This is a genomic window from Pseudomonas sp. NPDC087804 (assembly GCF_044742965.1).
GTDB lineage: Bacteria > Pseudomonadota > Gammaproteobacteria > Pseudomonadales > Pseudomonadaceae > Aquipseudomonas > Aquipseudomonas rustica.
The window spans coordinates 1,460,659-1,481,087 of sequence record NZ_JBIUVN010000001.1 but is presented as its reverse complement, the minus strand read 5'-3'; the positions used below and the strand labels follow the sequence as shown (position 1 = coordinate 1,481,087).

The window sequence follows — 20,429 nt, the reverse complement described above, 5'->3', positions numbered from 1 at the left end:
TGTTTTCAGAAGTCTATCGTGTCTACACTGCCGAGCATTGTCGTTATTCTATCAAAAAAATCTTTTTCGCTTGTGAAGTTTGTGTTGTCGATTAAATCTAAAAACCAGAACGCATCTAGGGCTGAAAATATTTCAAGCCACTCTGGCCTCTTCGCTTTTGATTCAGGCATGTCGTTCGCGGCGAATCCATGGCCTTTGCCCTCCGATAGATAAAAATACTTATCTGCGAATGAGTAGCCTATAACTTTCGGCCAGCTTGAGCTATGCGGAAAATTTGGCTCCATATCTTTTTTGGCAATTATGTAAAAGGTTCTCATTACTTCTCCGGGAGTATATCAACTTTATCGAAGTTCACTTTTTGACCATCAAGATGAAGTTGTTGCGCTCCCCCATCGCCGTATTTTCTATAAGCCTTAGCTAACGGCTCTAATTGGGATTTGTCAGTATCACCCTTCCAAAAAGGAACTCGTGCTCTCGGCTTCCCGTCAGCGTAGAGCTGCAGAGTATCAAATTCAGCCCTGATGCGCGCATCGCTCCATGAGCCAGGACCATTTTCGTCGGGTCCATGTTCAGGCCCTTTAACCTGAAATGCATTTCTTGCGTCCTTACCTGATTCATGTTTTTCGAATCCGAAGTAGGTTACCCCCTGACTCTTCGTTTCTATTGCGTCCTGACCCCATTTGTTGAGAGTGCCATCATCATTTTTGTATCGAATATAGCGATATCCAGTTGAGGGCATTGTGGAGTCCGGGCCCGAGGGACCTACGTAGAAATCTGGTTTTGGCTGCGCTAGCTCAGGGGCTTTAGTGAGGTCGTCTACGCTCGAATTGGATATAGGATCTTCGATGCCGGTGGGGGGCTTGCATCCATCTCCACCAGGACAGGTATTTAGGCCCAAAGGATCCACCCATCCTGTCGGGTTAGGTACGTATTGGTAGTTATTCAATCCTCCTGCAAGTTTGATTGGATCCGGCGTCAGAAAACGTGCTGTGTTTGGATTGTAGTAACGGTGCCGGTTGTAGTGTAAGCCCGTCTCGGCGTCGAAGTACTGACCTTGGAAGCGCAGCGGATTGTCGATTTCGGCGACGTCCAACGCCGCCAAGTTGCCGTAGGCACGGTATTTCGCCGACCACATGATCTCTCCGCTGTAGGCGGTGAGTTCTTGAGGGGTGCCTAGGTGGTCGAGTTGGTAATAGAACGGCGTTGCCTTTATGGGGCCTTCGCCATCGAGCATGGCCAGTGGGCGGAAGCTGCCGGGTTCGTAGATGTAGGTGCGATATCGATTCTCGGCGCTTTCGGCGATCAGGCGTTCACCTTGCCAGAGGAACTCGGTGGTCTGACCATTAACGGTTTTCTCAATGCGACGGCCAAAGGCGTCGTATTTGTAGCTGGCATTGCTACCACCGGGCAGGCTGACACCAATCAAACGGTGCTGGCAGTCGTATTGGTATTCGGTGACGATTTTTTGTCCGGCACCGCGGCGTTCGCGGGCGAGATTGCCGTAGGCGTCGTAGTCGTAATGCCGGTCGCCTTGCATGAGCAGGCGATTGCCTTTGACGTTGGCGAGGTTGGCAGCCGGCAGGTCACTTTGACCCAGCAGGTTGCCGGCGGGGTCATGGGCGAAGGTTTCGGGTGTGGCGCCGCGAACGCTGATCAGCCTATCGAGCGGATCATAATGGTAGCTGCGATTGCCTTTGCGGCTGTCGTCAATGCCGGCGAGGTTGCCGTTGGAGTCGTAGTTGTAGCGACGCTGGAACAGATTGCGATCCTGCTGACCTACGGTGTGCGCCTGAAGCCTTCCCTGTTCGTCGTATTGGTATTGGCTGAGCAGAACGCCTTGTTGGCGCTGTTGTTCACGGCCAGCATCGAACTGGTGCGTAGTCAGGCGCGAACCATTGAGGTCGATACTGCTCAACCGACCGCCGGACAAGTGGCGATAATCGAGCGTGCTGCCGTCGGGGAGTCGGCACTGGCTCAGTTGGCCGACGCTGTCGTACTCGTAACGCGTGGTACCCCAGCCCTGGTGTTCCGTGATCAGTCGGTCTTGTACATCGTATTCATAGGCGAGGGGCCAGAGGCCATCGTTAACGTTTACCAGGCGACCCAATGCGTCGTAGCTGTAATGGATTTCTTCGCCGTCAGCGAGGGTTTTGACCAGCAAGCGGCCAGAGGTGTCGCGCTGATACGCGGTAACCAGCTCACTGCCATCGTCGCCGAATTCAGTTTTCTTCAGCAGCTTCCCGTTGAGATCGTACTCGTACGCGGTGCGGCGCCCGTCGAAACCGGTTTCCTGCTGGATCAGGCCGTTGGCGTAGTAATCAAGGTGGTAATTTTCGCCGCGTTCGTTTTCGATCTCAGTAAGCAGCAGGCGCGCATTGTCGTAGCGATAACGAAGTTGGCTACCATCCGGGTTGATTCGACGACTGACCAAGTGGAGATTGTCGGCGTATTCATAGCGAGTAATACGCCCAAGCTCGTCGCGTTCTGCGGTGACGCGCCCGTACGGGTTGTATGTGAACGCGCGGTTAGCGCCTCCCGGCAGGGTGATCTGTGCCAGACGGTTAGCGGCATCCCATTGGTAATGAGTGATCGCTCCGGTTTCTTCCTGACGCGTAATTTGCCTGCCGAGGGCATCGTAGCGGTACTTGCGCTGGCCACCGTCGGGCAGACGTTCCTCCAGCAATTGGCCGAGGTTGTTCCAACCTAACTGGTGGCGGCTGCCGTCGGGATGACGGATCTCCAGCAAGCGGCCTTGGCGGTCGTAGCTGTAGTGTGTCGAGTTACCATCAGGGTCGATTTGTTCGGTGATATCGCCTTGGTCGTTACGCCAGTAAATCCACTTGGCAGTACCGCGATTCACGACTCGGACAAAGCCGTTGTAGTACTCGTAGGTGGTTGGCGCGTCTTCTGGCGGAATCACCGCGACCAAGCGACCTGCTTCGTTGTACTGATACTCGGTGACCGCACCCATCGGATCTTTTTCTGCGATCAATCGGCCCTTGTCGTCGTAGGCCTTTAAGTGCTCAGCACCATCCGGATCTACTTTGGCGACGAGTCGTGCCTTGTCATCGTGGGTGTAGACCTCTTCGCTGCCATCGGCATTGGTAACCGTGACGCTGCCTTTGTCATCCCAAGCGTAGTGCGCATCCATCTGAGAGAAACTTGCCCAGTGATGAATGCAACGCGCGGACTTGCCTTCCTTTTCCCATTCCCAGTAAAAACTTGCGCCGCCGGCGAGTTGCCGCTCAAGAATGACGTTTTGCTCGTTGTAGGCGTAACGCTCGGACTCTCCCAGCGCGTTAGTGGCTTTGATCAAGCGATGTTGAGCATCGTATTCATAAGTGGTCAGCGTCTGGACGGTGTTCCAGGCGTCTTCAAGATTGTCAGCCGGAATAAATTGCTGATAATCGATGGCGACAATGTGCTTGCGGTCGTAACGGACGAGTAGGGCGCGGCCGGCCCCATTATCCACGCGCTTGATACGCCCATGGATGTCTCGCGTGATATGCAGGCGGTTGTCGTAGTGGTCGCTTATGGCGATCAGCGTCGCGCCTTTGCTGTTGAAGCGGAAGTGATAGAACTGCGGTTTATCGCCAGCTTGTGTCAGCACGAGTTCGGATGGATCGTCGCCAAGAAAGATCGCGGCTTCCGAAAGGCTGTTAGTGATCGCCGGCCGTTGTACGCTGGGCAGTGGGAAAGTGGTGACCCGGTTTTCGTGATCGGTCCATACAACTTCATCGCCGTTGATGTCCACTCGTTGTGCGAGCGCATGACTCCAGCCATAGCCCAGGCCGCAGTCGATCTCAGCTGCACTGGTTCGGTAAAGGCGAGTCCAACTGAACGGCAGCAAGCCACCGAGCTCACCATCAGTAATTGTCAGCAACTCTTCGCCCGTAACCATAGAGACAGGGCAGCCATTGGTGCAGGTCTTTTTGGCGCACGTAGCACTTTTGTCATCGGGTGTTTTGGACTGATTAGACGCGTCGTCGACTTTTTCTTTCGGTTGTAACGAGCCGCTATGTTTTTTGTCTCGTGGAAACGAGGAGGCATCCTTGACCTCTTGCTTCGGAGTGTCCGCCGTTTTAGGTAGCTGCTTCTGGGGAGGCTTTTGCGCCACTTGGTTGCGCGGAGCCCCTTTCGGCGCTTCGGCAGCGGCTTCATCGATCTTCAATGCAGCCGTTTTAGCAGGCTTCATCGGGACGTTTTTGGCGCTAGCGATGACGGGTTTCGACACTTCCGCGTGCGCTGGCAGGCTGTGCTTGTTGCTGAGGGTCATCAGCGTTGAGGCGAGATCCTCAAGGTACTTGACCGCTTCGCCGGACTTCACGGTAGACAGGGCTTTCGTTCCCAGTCGAATGGCGAGACCAGCGCCGCCAGTGAGGCAGATACCGAGTACTACGTTGATCAGAAACTCCGAGGCGATCCCTCCGATGACATCAACCACAACTTGTGGCGGCAACATACCGACCCACGCCACGATTGCCGATACGTAGATGAACATCAGGGGTTCGTCGCTAAGGATCAGCAGCCCCGAGGCGATCGACTCTTTAGATGCCGCGTAAAGTTTGTCGATCTCAATATCTGTCAGGTAGTTCTTCAGCTTTTGATAGTTTTTCTCCGGATGCGCTAGCAGCTCGAAGAGACTCTTGATGTCATCCCAGAGTCGCAGCAGGGCTTCTTCGAAAGTTTTCAACGCTCTTTTGAGCAAAATCTCCGAACGTCCGATACGATCCGCTGCCGAGTAACTGGCCCACTGTGGCTGGAACTTGCCCGACCATTCACTTTGCAGCCAGCCGCCAAGTTTGCCGATGACACCTTGATACGAATCATAGAGCGCCTTCACATCGCTCTGAGATACGTTGGGGAAAAAGGTGATGCGATAGGTTTGCCCTTTCTTGGCGCCTTCGATCACTTTGATACCGCTTGGGCCGATCATGGTTTCGATAACCGGGCCGGTGACGTCGTCGTAGAAGGTGCCTTTGGTGACAGGCTCCAGTTTGACGGGGGTATTACCAATGGGCACGAAGCGCGCTGACTCGAACATGTGAATCAGCGTGAAGTCACCTACCAAAGGGCAGGTAGCATAGGTTTTCACCGCGCCGGTTTCGGTTTTCCGTTCGGTGATAGTCACTTCGTTACCGACCTTGAAGGTCTGGTCGACATCGAGCGCCCAGCCAGTCCAGAAGCCGTCTGCCCATTCCTTGTAATCGCTCAGGCAGTTTTTGAAGTCATTGAGAATCAGGTTCACGTCAGGCGCTTTCGCGTCCAGCACGCGCAGAACCAAGGTACCAATTGGGTCGTTCATGACGTGACTTCCTTTGTCAGCTGTGCAGCGAGACGCTCTGCCATATCTTCTGTGTTTGGGTTCTGGCGCACGAAGCGCTCAACCTTTCTGCGCAAGTTGGCTTCAGGGAATTCGAAGTACAACTGCGGGCAATCCTCTGATAGCCACTGCATCAGGTTCTCGACGACGGTGGTGTGATCCTTTTGCGCGAGGGTATCCAACAGCGATTGGGGCACCTCCCACCACGGCCACTGTTTTGCGGGAGGCACAGTTCTTATGCCGACCTCAAGGGTTTGTCCGTTGATCAAATAGCGTTGGAATACCGGGAGCAACTCGCCTGCTGAGGCGCCTAAACCTTCGATGATCGGGTAGATGTGTCGACCGTCCCAGAACCTGAAAAACACCTCAGTAGCGTCCGGCATTTTTACCTGAGTCAGGCTGCGCAAATGCTCCAGCACCGTTTCCGGCGCGCTGGTGGATACCGCCAGCCAGCCCCAATCCAATGCATCGGTTTCGGCCACCCATTCGAGGAAACGCGTACCGGCCGTGATCTCAGCGAGATAAGGCATGACCGGAAGCCAGTCGGCGTAAGGCGTTCCGCTCCAGATGGGCAATAGTTGTGGCGCGGCATTTTGCTGATAAAAAGGTTTTAGCGGCGCGCCATCGCTCGCCGCGCTGATCACCAAATACAGTCGCTCACCAGTTTGCAGCGGCTGTTGTGCCAGCCAGTCCTTGGGTGTCAGTCGATCAGATGGCACAGGCACCTGCCTTGCATTTTTCGCACTCTTCGCAGAATGGCGCGTTGCGTTTGAGGGTGTTGATTTGCGCCGGGGTCAGGACTTGGCCGGCCTTGTCGGCATCGGCCTGTTTGAGGATGCCGGGCATCAGCGGGGCGGCGCCGGTTCCGGTGCCGGGGCTGCCGCCGGAGTTCATGTTGATCACCGGGCCGCTCATGGTCACGCCGCCGGCGTCGATTTTGATGAAGCTGCCGCCGCCGATGAGGGTCAGTTCGGCGCCGGCTTCGAGCACGACTTTCATGCCGCTGCTGAGGTGGATTTCCTGGCCGGCGTCGATGAATTGGCCGGTGCCGATTTTGATGTGCTGGTTGACGCCCACGGTGAGGTGGTCGTTGGCGCGCGCTTCGACTTTGCGGTCGGCGTAGACGGTGTGGTGTTCTTCGGCTTTGAATTCGCTGTAGCTGTTTTGCTCGACGGTGTCGTGGCGCTCGTTGCCGACGCGGATTTTCTGGTCGTGCTCGATGTTCTCGTCCCAGTCGCGCTGGGCGTGCAGGAAGATCTGTTCCTGACCTTTTTTGTCTTCGATGCGCAGTTCGTTGTAGCCGCCACCGCCCATAGAACTGAGGGTCTTGAACGTGCTGCGGGTTTTGTTCGCCGGCAGCTCATACGGGACGGTGTTTTCCTTGTGGTACAGGCAGCCGCTGATCAGCGGTTGATCGGGGTCGCCTTCAAGGAAGGTGACCAGCACTTCCATGCCGATGCGCGGGATGGCGATGCCGCCGTACTGGGCGCCGGCCCAAGCGCTGGAGACACGCAGCCAGCAGCTGGTTTTGTCGTCAGCCAGGCCTTCGCGATCCCAGTGGAATTGCACTTTGACGCGGCCGTATTCGTCGCAGTGGATCTCTTCACCTTTGGGCCCAGTGACCACGGCGCTCTGACTGCCGAGGATGCGCGGTTTAGGGTGGTTCAGCGGTGGCCGGTTCGGCACGTCCCACGGCGTGGCCTGAAAGCGGTTGCGGTAACCCTGATGGAAATCGTCTTTCAGCGCGGTGGTGTCGCTGGTCACCGACTCTTCCAGCACTTGCGGCTGCTTGCCTTCGTGGAGGACTTCGGTGAGCAGCCAGAGATCATTCCATTTGGCTTTCGGGTGTTGCGTCAGCGCGAGAAAGTGGCCGCTGACCAGCAATGGCTGATCGCTCTTGCCTTCGGCCAACTGGAAGTCGCTGCGATGGCGTTCGAGGGCGCGTTTGGCCAAGTGTTTGCCGCCCTCGCGATCGATGAAACGGCCTGGGTAGTCGTAGTCTTCGAGGTCTGGCAGGGCGTCGCCACGGTTTTCGCTTTCGAGGGTGAGGCGCGGTTTTTCGAAGTCGTAATCGCGGCGGGTGGTGCGACTGGTGCGAGTTTCCAGGCGCAGGTCGAAGCGTTTGATTACCGGATCGCTGGCGACCATGCCGGAGTCTTGCTGATAGGCCACGGGCGCGAGTTTCGGGAATATCGTCTGGTCATCGCCGAACAGCAGTTTGTGGCCCATGGCGCTGTGCTGGAAGTGGTAGTGAATGCCTTCTTCTTCGCACAGGCGCTGGATGAAATGCAGATCCGATTCATCGTATTGCACGCAGTAAATGCGCTCGGGATAAATCGAACCGGTCTTGAATTCGTAGGCGTTGCCTTGGATACCGTGCTCTTCAAGCACCATGCCGATGATTTTCGGCACTGTAAGGTTCTGGAAGATGCGCTGGTTGACGCGGTGCGCGAGGTACGCGAGTTGCGGGCGCAGGGTCACGGAGTAGCGAGTCAGGCGTTTGCCGGAATCGCCTTGCGCGGCGCGGTAGATCTGGCCGTGAATGCCGCTGCCGTCGGGCGACAGTTGCAGAAAGGCCGGTTTGTGCAGCAGGGTTTCGAGATCCAGCGACGGCTGCTCACTGACCAGCTCCACCTCGAAGACAAAAGGCAGGCTGATGGCTTCCCGGCCTTGCAGGGTAAACACCTGAAAGTCAGCGGAAAGACCTTCGATGGTCAGGGCAAAGTGGGTTTCATTGGCCGGCGCGAACATCCCTTGTTCCTCGTGCTGTCACAAAAATCTGGAGTTGCGAAAACAACATCGACCAGCAGAGCTGGCCGATGCTTGTAACAATCAGCCGTAATTAAACGACTGGAGCACGCCAGTCATCGGAACCCGAAGTACCGGATACTTCGTGGGTCCAGGTGATTTTGCGGTAGGTGAACTGCACTTCTTCCAGGTGGGTGAAGTGCGAGTTGCCTGGATCCTGGCAGTTGTGCATTTTGTTGTTGATGGCGACGATGATCGCGTCTTCCAGTTTGGTGGTGTAGTAGTGCTCTTGGGTACCTTGAGCAGAAGTACGGAACCACTGGATAACGATTTCGCTCATGCGCTCGCCGGAGGTCAGAGCAGCTTGCAGCAGAGGCGAAGCCTTGTCGTAGACCTTGGTGATCACAACTGGCTTGTGAACGCGCTGACCGGTTGGCTGACCGGATTGTGGGTCACGCGGGATGATCACGTCGTGGCTGAAAGCCTGAACCATAACCTGGTCTTCGTGGCCTTCCTGGTAGGTGTTGCCAACGGAGTCGGCGGTGAAGGCGCCGGCAGTGATCAGGCCTTGTTTTTCGCCGGTAACCGACATGTACGCTGGTGTTGCCATGGGGTGCTCTCCTTGCGGAATAAAGTTTAGGTGCCCGGAGGCGAAAACGCCCGGTGGGTGCCTGACAGTTATCAAGGAGCGTGCCAACAGGTTTTAGAGCCAGTGAAACCGGGGAGTTCGCTAATGCGCAGAGCTGAATTCAGGATGACTTACGGTGATTCATGGCGAATGTGCGCAAGAAGTTGCGCAGTGGTGCGCAACTTCTTGCGCACTCGCCTGAAGCCCTTGTCGCCTCTGGTGTGTAGCGGGATTGATGGCCGCGGATCATCAACAAGTGCGCAACTTCTTGCGCATCAAGGCCTGATGCCATCACCCGCTCATTTGAAACGATCCTGCGTTACTGAGGGTCAATCACTCACACCCGCAGACCTGCGTCTGAAAATTCCTCAAACCGAGTGAGACCGAACGACATGAAAATTCTGATGGTTCTGACCTCCCACGATCAATTGGGCGACACCGGCAAGAAAACCGGCTTCTGGCTGGAGGAGTTCGCTGCCCCGTATTACGTGTTCAAGGATGCCGGCGCGCAGCTGACACTGGCCTCGCCCAAGGGTGGTCAGCCGCCGCTGGATCCCAAGAGCGACGAGCCGGATGCGCAGACTGAAGCGACCGGGCGCTTTCGCAAGGATTCTGCGGCGCAGTCGGCGTTGGCTTCGACGGTGAAACTGGATTCTGTGAAAGCGGCGGATTTCGATGCGGTGTTTTACCCGGGCGGTCATGGGCCACTGTGGGATCTGGCCGAGGATCGTCATTCCATCGCGTTGATCGAGGCGTTTTATAACGCGGGCAAACCGGTGGCGGCGGTGTGTCATGCGCCGGGCGTGTTGCGCCATGCCAAAGGCCCGGACGGTGAACCGCTGGTCAAGGGCAAGCAGGTGACTGGGTTTACCAACAGTGAGGAAGAGGCGGTGCAGTTGACGAATGTGGTGCCGTTTTTGGTTGAGGATGAGTTGAAGGCCAAAGGCGGGATTTTTTCGAAAGGGCCGGATTGGTCGGTTTATACCCGTGAGGATGGGTTGTTGCTGACGGGGCAGAATCCGGCTTCTTCGGAAGAGACGGCGTTTGCGTTGCTTTCAAGATTGCGCTGAGGTTTTTTTAAGATCAAAAGATCGCAGCCTTCGGCAGCTCCTACAGGGGAGTTCACACCCTAATGTAGGAGCTGCCGCAGGCTGCGATCTTTTCAGCGGTTACCCGAAAGTGCGGCCAGGCTCTCATCAATTGAGCGCTTTTGGGTTTCGGCATATAAGCCCAACTCGTCGATGGTCGCGCGGCCCAGTGCCTGTTCGAATGCCTGTCGGTTGGAATGCTCGCCATAGTGCGTTTGCGCGGCATCGCCAAGGTTCGACTGAAAAATCCCCGCCGCGCTAACCGGCAGGAAATCTTCGTACACCAGCGGTTCTGCCTTCACGTAGCCATCGCGCAGTAATTGCTCCAGTGACGCGTCGCCAAGTCCTCCCGCCGCCAGTCCTTTTTCCGTAGCGAAATAGCGAAAATACGCCAGCTCTTGTTCGCGCATGCCCTCGACGCTGTCAGGAAATTCGCCAAAGTGCTGAGTCATCAGCGCGTTGTAGTGTGCGGCGTTGGCTTCGTTGGGGAAGTCCCCCAGTTCATCGCGAGCAGCATTCAACAGTAAGTCATACAGTGCGCGACCCTTGGGTGTGAGTGCTGCACCGCGCTGTTCGATTTCGCCGAAACGCGCGCTGTGGCTGCCTCGGATTTCGTCCTGGTCGGTAAAGGCGATTGGCTCATCCAGCGCTTTGAAACTGGTCTGGCGCAGCAGGATCGGGCACTGCCGGCGCGGCGGGCCTTCGATCACGGCTTTCGGGGTGATGCCATGGGTGGGCATTTGCTCTTGCACACGGTCGATGTCCAGCGTGCGCGGGGTCAGATGGTTGATGTGCGGGCCTTTGAAGGCGACCACGTCGGCGATCAATCGATGTTGAGCGCTGAGCGTCTGGTACTGCGCGGCGGTGACCGTTGCGCTGTGATGCCAGCGAAAGGTCTCCAATGCCTGTAGGACGAATTCCTGCGCTTCGCTTTCCGTCAGTCCGCCAGCGGTTTCTGCCTGGGAAATCAGACGCAACGCTGTAGGCGTAAAGATCGAACGCTTGGCCAGCACGGATTCAGCGAAGGTGCGCAGCTCAGGGTCTTTGATCAACTCCAGTCGCAGCAACGACGTGAAGACCCTGAACGGGCTGACTTGCAGCGAATCCTCATGCACCGCGCGAAACGCCGTGGAATGCACCGGCACACCCGCCGGCGTCAGATCGTAATAACCCACCGGTTGCATGCCCATCACCGCAAACAGGCGGGCGAGGGTGGCCAGTTCGGTCGCGGTACCGACGCGAATGGCGCCGTGACGTTCCATGTCCAGCCGTTCGATTTCGCCGGTACTTTCCAGTTGCCGGGCAATTTGCGTGTCCCGGTCAAGAACGCTGCGATTAGTCTGTTCGACCAATTCCATCAGCGCGCCGTACAGCGGCACTTCTTCTCGGTACATGTCGGACATCGCTTTGGAGAAGCGTTGGCGGATCAGGTCGGGGCTGACGAACGGCTGCACGGTCATGAAAAAAATTCCTGCCACGGTCACGTATTGGATAGATGAAAAGATCGCAGCCTTCGCCTACGTCGGCAAACGAAGAATCCTACGAACTTCATTCTGCCAACGACTGATCCACCAGTTCGATCCAGTGCATGACTGGCGTGCGGCCGGCGCTGGCCAAGTGGCTTTGGCAGCCAATGTTTGAGGTGACGATCAGCTCAGGACGGCCGCTCTCCAGCGCATTGAGGCGGTTGTCGCGCAGTTGCCGGGCCAGCACCGGTTGGGTCAATGAGTAAGTCCCTGCTGAACCGCAGCACAAATGGCCATCGGGGACAGCGGTGAGGTTGAAACCGATGCGGGACAAGACTGCTTCGACGGCGCCGCCAAGTTTCAACGCGTGCTGCATGGTACACGGGCAATGCACGGCGATGCGTCGTTCGCTGGCGGCGCACACTTGCTCCAGCGGTTGCTCGGCGAGGATCTGCACCAGATCCAAAGTCATTTCGCTGATGCGCTGCGCTTTCGCCGCGTACAGCGGATCGTCCGCGAGCAAATGCCCGTAATCCTTGATAAACGCGCCGCAGCCGCTGGCCGTTTGCACAATTGCTTCGGCGCCGTTTTGCAGATGTGGCCACCACGCGTCGATGTTCTGTCGGGCGCGGGCGAGGCCTTTGGCTTGGGCGTCGAAGTGATAATCCAGCGCACCGCAACAACCGGCCTCGGCCACCGGCGTGACGCTGATGCCCAAGCGATCCAGCACCCGCGCCGTCGCGTCGTTGGTGTTCGGCGACAAACCCGGTTGCACGCAGCCTTCGAGCAACAACACACGGCGAGCATGCCGAGGGGCAGGGCGCGAACCGTTGACCAACAGATGCTGCGGCAGTTTGCTCTCAAGCAAGCGCGGCAGCAGCGGGCGAAACGTTGTGCCCACTCGCAGCAGTCCTTTGAACAGTCGCGGATTCGGCGCCAATGCGCGTAGGCCTTCGCGCAATAGACGTTGTGCGGCCGGGCGCGGCACCGCGCCGTCGACCACCGCGCGGCCGATGTCGAGCAAGTTGTGATAGTCGACGCCGGACGGGCAGGTGGTTTCGCAGTTGCGGCACGACAGGCAGCGATCCAGATGCAGTTGTGTCTGCGCGGTTGGCGGCGCGCCCTCGAGCACCTGCTTGATCAGGTAGATGCGCCCGCGCGGGCCGTCGAGTTCGTCGCCGAGCAATTGATAGGTCGGGCACGTCGCGTTACAGAAACCGCAATGCACACAGGTGCGCAGGATTTTTTCCGCCTCGGCGGCGCGGGGCAACTGTCGCGATTGTTCGCTGAGGGTGGTTTGCATGGCTAGAACTCCGCGTACATCCGCCCGGGGTTGAACAGCCCTTGCGGGTCAAGTTGCGCTTTGAGCTGGCGGTGGTAGCGCAGCAATGTCGCAGGCAAAGGCTGAAACGGTGATTCGCTGGCACCATGGGTGAAGCAGGTCGCATGGCCACCGAGTGACTGGGCGAGGGCATGAATGTCGGCGCTGGAGGATTTCAGCCAGCGTTGCGCGCCGGCCCAGTCGATCAGTTGCTCGCCGGGCAAGTCCAGCGGCCCGAGATTGTTTGGTAGCGACAGGCGCCACAACGGTTGGCCTTCGTCGAAAAAGCTCAGGCGCTGTTCATTTAAATTCCGCCAGAACACGGAGTCCAACGCCTCGCCACCGAGGCGTTGATGCGCCGCCGTCACCGAGCCTTCGCCGCCCTCAAGACGCAAATAAAGACTTTCGCCATCGTGACACGCAGCGCTGATCGGCAACGGTTGCTGGCCCCACTCGGCCAGTTTGGCCAGCGCCCGCGCACAGTCGATATCGAGGCGAATGCTCAGGCATTGGCGGGGTTTGGGCAGGACTTTCAGCGAGACCTCGGTGAGCACGCCGAGGCAGCCGAAACTGCCGGCCATCAGCCGCGACAGGTCATATCCGGCAACGTTTTTCATCACTTCACCGCCGAAACGCACATGCTGACCGAGGCCGGTGATAACGCGCGTGCCAAGCACGAAATCCCGCACTGAACCCGACCACGGTCGCCGAGGCCCGGACAATCCTGTCGCGATCATTCCGCCAACCGTGGCGCTGTCGGCGAACGACGGCGGTTCGCATGGCAGCATTTGCCCGTTTTCATCCAGCGTCGCGAGTAGTTCGGACAACGGCGTGCCGGCGCGCGCAGTGATCACCAGTTCGGTGGGATCGTAAGCCACGATGCCGCGATGCGCGCGAGTGTCGAGCACTTCACCGGCCACCTCGCGACCGAGAAACGCCTTGCTGTTGCCACCCTGGATTTTCAGCGGTGTGGCATTGGCCCGCGCTTCGTTGACCTGATCGAGCAAGGCGTCGACGTCAGCCATCAGAAACGCTCCAGTTCGGGGAAGGGCAGTTGCCCGGCATGAATGTGCATCGCACCGAATTCGGCGCAGCGGTGCAGAGTCGGAATGTTTTTGCCGGGGTTGAGCAGGCCTTTCGGGTCGAACGCGGCTTTTACCGCGTGAAACAGGCTCAGTTCGTCGCTGTTGAATTGCGCGCACATTTGATTGATTTTCTCGCGGCCGACACCGTGTTCGCCGGTGATGCTGCCGCCAACCTGCACGCACAGTTCGAGGATCTTTCCACCCAAGGCTTCGGCGCGATGCAGTTCGCCGGGTTGGTTGGCGTCGAACAGGATCAGCGGGTGCATGTTGCCATCGCCGGCATGGAACACGTTGGCCACGCGCAAGCCGTATTCTTCGCCGAGGCGGGCGATGCCTTGCAAAACGCCGGGCAATTCGCGGCGCGGGATGGTGCCGTCCATGCAGTAATAATCGGGTGACAGCCGACCGATGGCCGGGAAGGCATTTTTGCGTCCGGCCCAGAAACGCACGCGCTCAGCCTCGTCGCGGGCCTGGCGCACTTCGGTGGCGCCAGCCAGATTCATGACCTCGCGCACTCGTTGGCAATCGTCGTGGACGTCGGCTTCGACACCATCGAGTTCGCACAGCAGAATCGCCTCGGCATCCACCGGGTAACCGGCGTGGATAAAGTCTTCAGCGGCGCGGATGGCGAGGTTGTCCATCATTTCCAGGCCGCCGGGAATGATCCCCGCCGCGATGATTTCAGCGACCGCGCGGCCAGCCTTTTCCACCGAATCGAAACTGGCCAGCAGCACTTTCGCCACTTGCGGTTTGGGCAGCAGTTTGACCGTGACTTCGGTAATGATCCCGAGCAAACCTTCGGAACCGGTGAACAGCGCGAGCAGGTCGAAACCTGGCGAGTCGAGGGCGTCGGAGCCGAGGGTCAGGCGTTCGCCTTCGATGGTCAGCACTTCGATTTTCAGCAGGTTGTGCACGGTCAGGCCGTATTTGAGGCAATGCACGCCGCCAGCGTTTTCGGCGACGTTGCCGCCGATGGAACAGGCGATTTGCGAGGATGGATCCGGCGCGTAATACAAACCGAACGGCGCAGCGGCCTGGGAAATCGCCAGATTGCGCACCCCGGGTTGAACCCGCGCGATACGGGCGGCGGGGTCAATGTGCAGGATGTTGTTGAAGCGTGCCATCACCAGCAGCAGGCCTTTTTCCAGCGGCAGGGCGCCGCCGGATAAGCCGGTGCCGGCGCCGCGAGCGACCACCGGGACGTTGTTTTGGTGGCAGAGTTTGAGCAGGGTTTGCACTTGCTCGATTCGCCGGGGCAGGGCGACCAGCATGGGTGTGGTGCGGTAGGCGGAGAGGCCGTCGCATTCGTAGGGTTTGAGTTCTTCTTCGCGCCACAAAATGTCGAGATCGGGGATGGCTTGTTGCAGGGTTTTCAACAGTTGGACTTTATTAACGTCCGGCAGCGCGCCGTCGAGGCGTTCGTCGTAGAGGATGTTCATTTCACCCAACCCTCTGCCAGCCTCAACTCTTTTGAGGATTGATATTTTTGGCGGTAAGGGGATCTATTGTGGCGAGGGGATTCATCCCCGATGGGCTGCGCAGCAGCGCCAGTTCTGTCATCCAGTTGCGTCAGACAGACCGCATTCAATGGATTGGGGCCGCTGCGCAGCCCATCGGGGATAAATCCCCTCACCACAAAAGTAGTCAGTGTTGCTGAAAGTGGGGTCATCGTTGATTACCCAAAAACTCCCGATACAACCGCGCGGTATTCGACGGCTGTTCGACCATCGGCATGTGCCCGACGTTATCCCACACGTCCACGCGCAAATTGGCGATGCCCTTGCTCCAGACCGGCACGCTGCTGACGTCGATCAAGCGATCCTTGCGTCCCCAGAGCAGCAGCGCCGGGCATTTGATGTCAGCGAGTTTCGGTTCCATCGGCGGGCTGGCGCGGAAGTCGCGAAAGATTTCTTCGAGGTCATCGCGATTTTGTTCGTAGCGCTGAGCGATCGCGTCGAGCACCAGTTTCGGCACCCACGGCGGCGATTCCATGGTCATCGCGTAGAAGTTTTTGAACTCTTCGCGAGAATTGATCAGAAACGGGTTATGCCCGCGCGCCAAGTGCCGCTCCATGTCGCTGGCCTGCGGTGCCGTGACGCCGGCCGGGTCGATCAAGGCCACCGAGGCGATGCGATCCGGGTACGTCGCCGCCAGCCACGCCGCAATGTAGCCGCCCATCGAGTTGCCGATCACATGGACTTTCTCCACGCCGCAGACGTCCAGCAACTGAATCATGCGTTTGGCTTGCAGCGGAATGTCATAACCGCCGCCAGCCTTGAAGCCGGTTTCGCCATGGCCCGCCAAGTCCGGAATGATCACTCGATACTGCCGGACAAAATGCCGGGCGAAGCGCAGCCACAAATTCTTGTCGGCGCTGTAGCCGTGCAACATCAGGATCGCGCTGGACGCTTCATAAGGCCCGCCCTGCCAGGTCGACACCGTCATCTCGGCGATCGGCACTTCGATTTTGTGCAACTTGTACAACTTGGCCTCGATGGCCATGTTCAGGTCGTACAACCAATGGCCGACCGCCGGGTAACTCAACCAGCTCCAGGCCACGAATACTGCGAGGGCGACAAACAGCAAAAGCATCGACGTCTTCCTTTTACGTGTTCAGGACAGAATGTGGTCGGCCGGTTTCAGCGCCCGGGTCAACCGGTAATAGCTGAAACTGAAGCCGGGAAACATCGCGATCACATGACCGCTCTTGCTTTGATACCAACTGTGGCAGCCGCCGGACTTCCAGACCGTGCGCTCCATCTCCCGATGGATCATCTCAGTGTAGGTACGTTCCGCTTCGGGGCGCACTTCGATGCTGCGCAAACCTTTGGTTTTGAGCGTTCTTATGCAGTCGATGATGTAGTTCATCTGCGATTCGATGATGAACAGCGCCGATGTATGGCCAATGCCGGTGTTCGGCCCAGTGACGATAAACAGGTTGGGAAAGTCCGGCAGGCTGGTGCCGAGGTATGCGCGGGGATATTCGGCCCAGACATCTCTGAGTTGCACAGAGTTTTTGCCGCTGACGGGGTAGGAAATAACACCGTCGGTGGCGTCGTAACCGGTCGACCAGACGATCAGATCCACGTCGATGTGCTGGCCATCAACCGTGTTGATTCCGCTTTCATCGATTGAGGCGATGCCATGTTCGCGGCTGTGCAGCGTCACGTTGGGGCGAGTCAGCGCCGGGTAATAGGTGCTGGAGACCAACACCCGTTTGCAACCGATGGTGAAGTCGGGCGTGAGTTTTTCGCGCAGCGCCGGGTCAGGCACCTGGCGTTTGAGAAACTTGAGAGCTTGCTTCTGCACCAGATGAATCGCCGGTTTCGAGTATTTGAAAGCGATGACCCGGGTTTCGAATTGCCAGTAGATCAGCCATCTCAGCAGCTTGTAGGCGGGTGTGAGGCCGAGCAGCCAACGTTGAAACGGCCCGAAAACGCGATCCGCGCGGGGTAATACCCAGTGCGGCGTGCGCTGGAAAACGTGTAGTTGCTCGACCTCCGGAGCAATCGCCGGAATCACCTGCGCCGCGCTCGCACCGCTGCCAATGATGGCGACGCGTTTACCGCGATAGTCGTAGTCGTGATCCCAATTATTTGTATGAAATGTCTTGCCCTGAAAGCGATCCTGCCCCGCAAAGTGTGGGATCACCGGTTGGCTCAGCGGGCCAGAGGCGTTGATCAGAAACTGCGCGTAGTAAATACCTTTGTCGCTGGTGTAAACCGTCCAGCGTTTTTCCAGCTCATCCCACTCGACACGCTCGACATTGGCCTGCAGTTCCACGTGCTCGCGGAGGTTGAATTGGTCGATCACGTGTTCGGTGTAACGCTGTAATTCCGCTTGCCCGGCAAACATCTGCGACCAGCGATACGGTGCAAACGACAGGGAATACAGCGGCGACGGCACATCCACCGCTGCGCCGGGGTAGGTGTTCTGGCACCAAGTGCCGCCGAAAAAATCGCGTCGCTCCAGCATGCGAAAATCGTCGATCCCGGCCTTGAGCAAATTGACCGCCGCGCACTGGCCGCCAAAACCGCTGCCGATGATCAACACTTGATAACTGCGCATGGGCCTCCTTCTTATAGTTGTTTTTCCGTTTTGCTCCTTTCATGTATAGCCAAATATTCGGCCTGTAGGAGCTGTCGAGTGAAACGAGGCTGCGATCTTTTGATTGTCAGAGCCAGGATCAAAAGATCGCAGCGTGCCGCAGCTCCTACGGGAGTGTGTTGTTGCCGTTTTGTGGCCGCTGGCCGGTGATGGCTATTTAACGTTGCCCTGATAGACTCCCAGCACATCTATTCAATGCTGTGCGCAGGTTCCGTCGAGTCATCGAGGCCCTTATGGGAAACACCGGGGGAAAAGGACTTTCATTGGCCAGGAGGCTTTATACATCGCGCACCATTGGGCTGGCGCTGGGGCTTGTTTGCGTCAGTGTGGCGATGTATCCGCTTGATCCGTCGGCCTGGGTGTGGGCGGTGATGTTGATCAACGGGGCCGTCTGGCCGCATCTGGCGTTTCAATGGGCGCGACGCTCACCCACGCCGTATCACGCGGAACACCGTAATTTATTGATCGATGCCTTTTTCGGCGGCTTTTGGGTCGCGGCGATGCATTTCAATCCGCTGCCCAGCGCCACCACCGTTTCGATGATGGCCATGAACAACGTCGCCATCGGCGGGGTGCGTTTTCTGCTGGCGGGCCTGGCGGCGCAGATTCTCGGGGTTGGCGTTGGTCTTGTGGTGTTTGCCCCGGCATTTGTTGCGGTCACTTCTCCCACACAACTTTACGCCTGCTTGCCGCTGCTGATGCTGTATCCGCTGGCGTTGGGCTGGATCTGTTTCCGTCAGGCCTACACGCTGGGGCAGCACAAACGCGAATTGCTGGCCCTGAGCCGCACCGACAGCCTCACCGGGCTGCTCAATCACGGCGCCTGGAAGGATCAACTGGACAGCATGTTTCAACGTTGCAAGCGGCAAACTCAGGGCGCGGCGATTGCCTTGATCGATATCGATCATTTCAAGTCGATCAACGACACCTACGGCCATGTGGCGGGGGATATTGTGTTGCGGCAGTTGAGCAAAATGCTCAAGCAGAACCTGCGCTCCACTGATGTCGCCGGGCGTTATGGGGGTGATGAGTTCTGTGTGATTCTTCCGGACTTGCCGCTGTTCAATGCCGCGCAGGCAATGGAGGCGTTGCGCGAGCGTTTTGCCACGATGGTTTATGAGCAGAATCCGGCGCTGAAGGTCAGTTTGAGTATTGGTCTGGCAGCGTACGACCCCGCGCATGCCGATGCGACCCGTTGGCTCAATGATGCCGATCAGGCGCTGTATGAAGCGAAGGCGGGCGGGCGCAATCGGGTGATCTGCAATTGCGATAGCAAACCGCGACACGAGTTGCTTGATTCGGTCTGATAGCTGCAGCGCATTACCCTTGTGGGAGCGGGCTTGCTCGCGAATGCGGTGGGTCAGACGCTCAAATAGTGCCTGACACGCCGCCTTCGCGAGCAAGCCCGCTCCCACAGTTGACCGCGTTGCAATGTGGGAGCGAGCTTGCTCGCGAAGGGGCCAGCCGACCCAGCGCTTTACTCTTTGACACTCATGTATTCCTTAGCCCACAGGATGTATTCCTCAGGCTGGGTATAGGTGTGCGTCAATTCGGTCGCGCTCAGATCCGATGCCTGAGTGAAAATCTGCCGCTGTTCGCGCAGGCTGTCGTACGTCGCTTTGATCGCCGCAAAGTACGCGCCATGACCGTCGATGGTCACGCGCACGCCGAGCTCGGCCAGACGCTTGTCGTCGCGCAGCGCCGGGTTGCCGTAGGTGACCAGCATCAGCGGCACAGTCAGGTGTTCGGCGATCTGTTCCAGTTGATCGAAGTCTTGAATGCCAACCATGCAGATGCCGTCGGCGCCCGCCGCTTGGTATTGCTTGGTGCGGCTGATGATTTCCTGGTTGGGCAGGATGCCGGCGTTGGTGCGCGCGATGATCGCCATTTCCGTGTCGACCCGGGCTTCCAGTGCCGCGCGAATCTTGCCGACGCCTTCGGCGACGGTGATCAGGTCGGTGGATTTGCGGCCGAATTGCGCGGGCAGCAAGGTGTCTTCGATGGTCAGGGCGGCGACGCCGGCGCGTTCCAGTTCAACGATGGTGCGCATCACGTTGAGGGCGTTGCCGTAGCCGTGGTCGGCGTCGGCGATTACCGGCAATTGCGCAACGCGGCCGATACGGGTGGCCTGTTCGGCGAACTCGCTGAGGGTGATCAGGGCAAAGTCAGGGGCACCGAGCACCTGCAACGAGGCCACGGAACCACCGAGAATCCCCACTTCAAAACCCAAGTCAGCGGCGATGCGGGCCGACATCGGGTCGAACACCGATGCTGTGTGGTAGCAAGTGTCGGAGGCCAGCAACTGACGGAAGTTACGGCGCAAATCTTGATGAGAAAGCCTGGACATACGAGTTCCACCAATACAAAGAAATGGAAAGGCTTGAGCAAATGTGTCAACGCCGAAGGTTTAAAAGGCTATCACGCGAATGGGTCAAGGATCATGACGAATTTGCGCGGGCAGGGTTGGCGAAGGACTGTTTGCTGAAAGGTATCACCTGTTGGGAGGGGATTTGTCTGTGCTCAGGCAATTTCTGAAGTGAGGAGATTTTTGAGGAGTGGAGATAACTGTGGCGAGGGGATTTAGCGAAACGTCGCACCGCCCCGATCGGCTGCGAAGCAGTCGCAAAATCCGGTAAATGCGGTACATCAGGGGAAAAGAGGTG

General features: G+C 58.0%; 14 protein-coding genes. 2 read left to right on the top strand and 12 right to left on the bottom strand.

Annotated elements, in window-relative coordinates:
* Positions 1 to 5 precede the first annotated feature (5 nt).
* The 5 genes from ACIOMO_RS06505 to ACIOMO_RS06485 form a co-directional block, all read right to left on the bottom strand.
* Positions 6 to 317 carry a hypothetical protein gene (locus ACIOMO_RS06505; protein WP_053119199.1) on the bottom strand — a complete coding sequence of 104 codons (312 nt, stop codon included), beginning with the start codon at positions 315 to 317 and terminating at the stop codon, positions 6 to 8.
* Positions 317 to 5,305: an RHS repeat-associated core domain-containing protein gene (locus ACIOMO_RS06500; RefSeq protein ID WP_401239140.1), complete on the bottom strand. Its 4,989-nt coding sequence runs from the start codon at positions 5,303 to 5,305 to the stop codon at positions 317 to 319. The genes ACIOMO_RS06505 and ACIOMO_RS06500 overlap by 1 nt, the downstream gene beginning before the upstream one ends.
* Positions 5,302 to 6,042 carry a DUF4123 domain-containing protein gene (locus ACIOMO_RS06495; protein ID WP_401239138.1) on the bottom strand — a complete coding sequence of 247 codons (741 nt, stop codon included), beginning with the start codon at positions 6,040 to 6,042 and terminating at the stop codon, positions 5,302 to 5,304. Before ACIOMO_RS06495 ends, ACIOMO_RS06500 begins: the two co-directional genes overlap by 4 nt.
* The gene (tssI, locus tag ACIOMO_RS06490; protein WP_401239135.1) at positions 6,032 to 8,074 is read right to left on the bottom strand and encodes a type VI secretion system tip protein TssI/VgrG; all 2,043 of its coding nucleotides are present in this window, start codon (positions 8,072 to 8,074) and stop codon (positions 6,032 to 6,034) included. Before tssI ends, ACIOMO_RS06495 begins: the two co-directional genes overlap by 11 nt.
* 91 nt (positions 8,075 to 8,165) lie before the next feature.
* The gene (locus ACIOMO_RS06485; protein ID WP_007919523.1) at positions 8,166 to 8,681 is read right to left on the bottom strand and encodes an Hcp family type VI secretion system effector; all 516 of its coding nucleotides are present in this window, start codon (positions 8,679 to 8,681) and stop codon (positions 8,166 to 8,168) included.
* Positions 8,682 to 9,091: 410 nt separating this feature from the next.
* On the opposite strand from ACIOMO_RS06485, the gene ACIOMO_RS06480 reads away from it, so the two are divergent.
* Positions 9,092 to 9,769, top strand: coding sequence for a type 1 glutamine amidotransferase domain-containing protein (locus tag ACIOMO_RS06480; RefSeq protein ID WP_400647787.1), 678 nt, complete (start codon positions 9,092 to 9,094; stop codon positions 9,767 to 9,769).
* Between the two features lie 92 nt (positions 9,770 to 9,861).
* Here ACIOMO_RS06480 and ACIOMO_RS06475 read toward each other — a convergent pair whose 3' ends face one another.
* The 6 genes from ACIOMO_RS06475 to ACIOMO_RS06450 all read right to left on the bottom strand — a co-directional run bounded on the left by ACIOMO_RS06475 (position 9,862) and on the right by ACIOMO_RS06450 (position 17,727).
* The gene (locus tag ACIOMO_RS06475; RefSeq protein ID WP_401239132.1) at positions 9,862 to 11,247 is read right to left on the bottom strand and encodes a VOC family protein; all 1,386 of its coding nucleotides are present in this window, start codon (positions 11,245 to 11,247) and stop codon (positions 9,862 to 9,864) included.
* Positions 11,248 to 11,335: 88 nt separating this feature from the next.
* Entirely contained in the window at positions 11,336 to 12,556 is a 1,221-nt protein-coding gene (gene glcF, locus ACIOMO_RS06470) for a glycolate oxidase subunit GlcF (protein ID WP_401239129.1), read from the bottom strand.
* A gap of 2 nt (positions 12,557 to 12,558) precedes the next feature.
* A complete protein-coding gene (glcE, locus tag ACIOMO_RS06465; RefSeq protein ID WP_401239127.1) occupies positions 12,559 to 13,599 on the bottom strand; it encodes a glycolate oxidase subunit GlcE in 1,041 nt (346 codons plus the stop codon).
* The gene (gene glcD, locus ACIOMO_RS06460) at positions 13,599 to 15,098 is read right to left on the bottom strand and encodes a glycolate oxidase subunit GlcD (RefSeq protein ID WP_053119213.1); all 1,500 of its coding nucleotides are present in this window, start codon (positions 15,096 to 15,098) and stop codon (positions 13,599 to 13,601) included. The genes glcE and glcD overlap by 1 nt, the downstream gene beginning before the upstream one ends.
* Before the next feature lie 226 nt (positions 15,099 to 15,324).
* Positions 15,325 to 16,251, bottom strand: a complete 927-nt coding sequence (locus tag ACIOMO_RS06455; protein ID WP_053119215.1) for an alpha/beta fold hydrolase — start codon at positions 16,249 to 16,251, stop codon at positions 15,325 to 15,327.
* A 21-nt stretch (positions 16,252 to 16,272) separates the two neighbouring features.
* On the bottom strand, positions 16,273 to 17,727 hold the full coding sequence (locus tag ACIOMO_RS06450) for a flavin-containing monooxygenase (RefSeq protein WP_401239122.1): 1,455 nt from the start codon (positions 17,725 to 17,727) through the stop codon (positions 16,273 to 16,275).
* 272 nt (positions 17,728 to 17,999) lie between these two features.
* Here ACIOMO_RS06450 and ACIOMO_RS06445 point away from each other — a divergent pair, with 272 nt between their 5' ends.
* Positions 18,000 to 19,073 carry a diguanylate cyclase gene (locus ACIOMO_RS06445; RefSeq protein ID WP_053119219.1) on the top strand — a complete coding sequence of 358 codons (1,074 nt, stop codon included), beginning with the start codon at positions 18,000 to 18,002 and terminating at the stop codon, positions 19,071 to 19,073.
* 170 nt (positions 19,074 to 19,243) lie between these two features.
* Here ACIOMO_RS06445 and ACIOMO_RS06440 read toward each other — a convergent pair whose 3' ends face one another.
* Positions 19,244 to 20,113: an oxaloacetate decarboxylase gene (locus tag ACIOMO_RS06440; RefSeq protein WP_053119221.1), complete on the bottom strand. Its 870-nt coding sequence runs from the start codon at positions 20,111 to 20,113 to the stop codon at positions 19,244 to 19,246.
* Positions 20,114 to 20,429: the final 316 nt, after the last annotated feature.

Coding starts and splice junctions, on each gene's coding strand:
- glcF (WP_401239129.1), bottom strand. CDS start 12,556: ATGCAAACCACCCTCAGCGAACAATCGCGACAGTTGCCCCGCGCCGCC.
- ACIOMO_RS06475 (WP_401239132.1), bottom strand. CDS start 11,247: ATGACCGTGCAGCCGTTCGTCAGCCCCGACCTGATCCGCCAACGCTTC.
- ACIOMO_RS06485 (WP_007919523.1), bottom strand. CDS start 8,681: ATGGCAACACCAGCGTACATGTCGGTTACCGGCGAAAAACAAGGCCTG.
- ACIOMO_RS06505 (WP_053119199.1), bottom strand. CDS start 317: ATGAGAACCTTTTACATAATTGCCAAAAAAGATATGGAGCCAAATTTT.
- ACIOMO_RS06450 (WP_401239122.1), bottom strand. CDS start 17,727: ATGCGCAGTTATCAAGTGTTGATCATCGGCAGCGGTTTTGGCGGCCAG.
- ACIOMO_RS06455 (WP_053119215.1), bottom strand. CDS start 16,251: ATGCTTTTGCTGTTTGTCGCCCTCGCAGTATTCGTGGCCTGGAGCTGG.
- glcE (WP_401239127.1), bottom strand. CDS start 13,599: ATGGCTGACGTCGACGCCTTGCTCGATCAGGTCAACGAAGCGCGGGCC.
- ACIOMO_RS06480 (WP_400647787.1), top strand. CDS start 9,092: ATGAAAATTCTGATGGTTCTGACCTCCCACGATCAATTGGGCGACACC.
- tssI (WP_401239135.1), bottom strand. CDS start 8,074: ATGTTCGCGCCGGCCAATGAAACCCACTTTGCCCTGACCATCGAAGGT.
- ACIOMO_RS06440 (WP_053119221.1), bottom strand. CDS start 20,113: ATGTCCAGGCTTTCTCATCAAGATTTGCGCCGTAACTTCCGTCAGTTG.
- glcD (WP_053119213.1), bottom strand. CDS start 15,098: ATGAACATCCTCTACGACGAACGCCTCGACGGCGCGCTGCCGGACGTT.
- ACIOMO_RS06445 (WP_053119219.1), top strand. CDS start 18,000: ATGGGAAACACCGGGGGAAAAGGACTTTCATTGGCCAGGAGGCTTTAT.
- ACIOMO_RS06500 (WP_401239140.1), bottom strand. CDS start 5,305: ATGAACGACCCAATTGGTACCTTGGTTCTGCGCGTGCTGGACGCGAAA.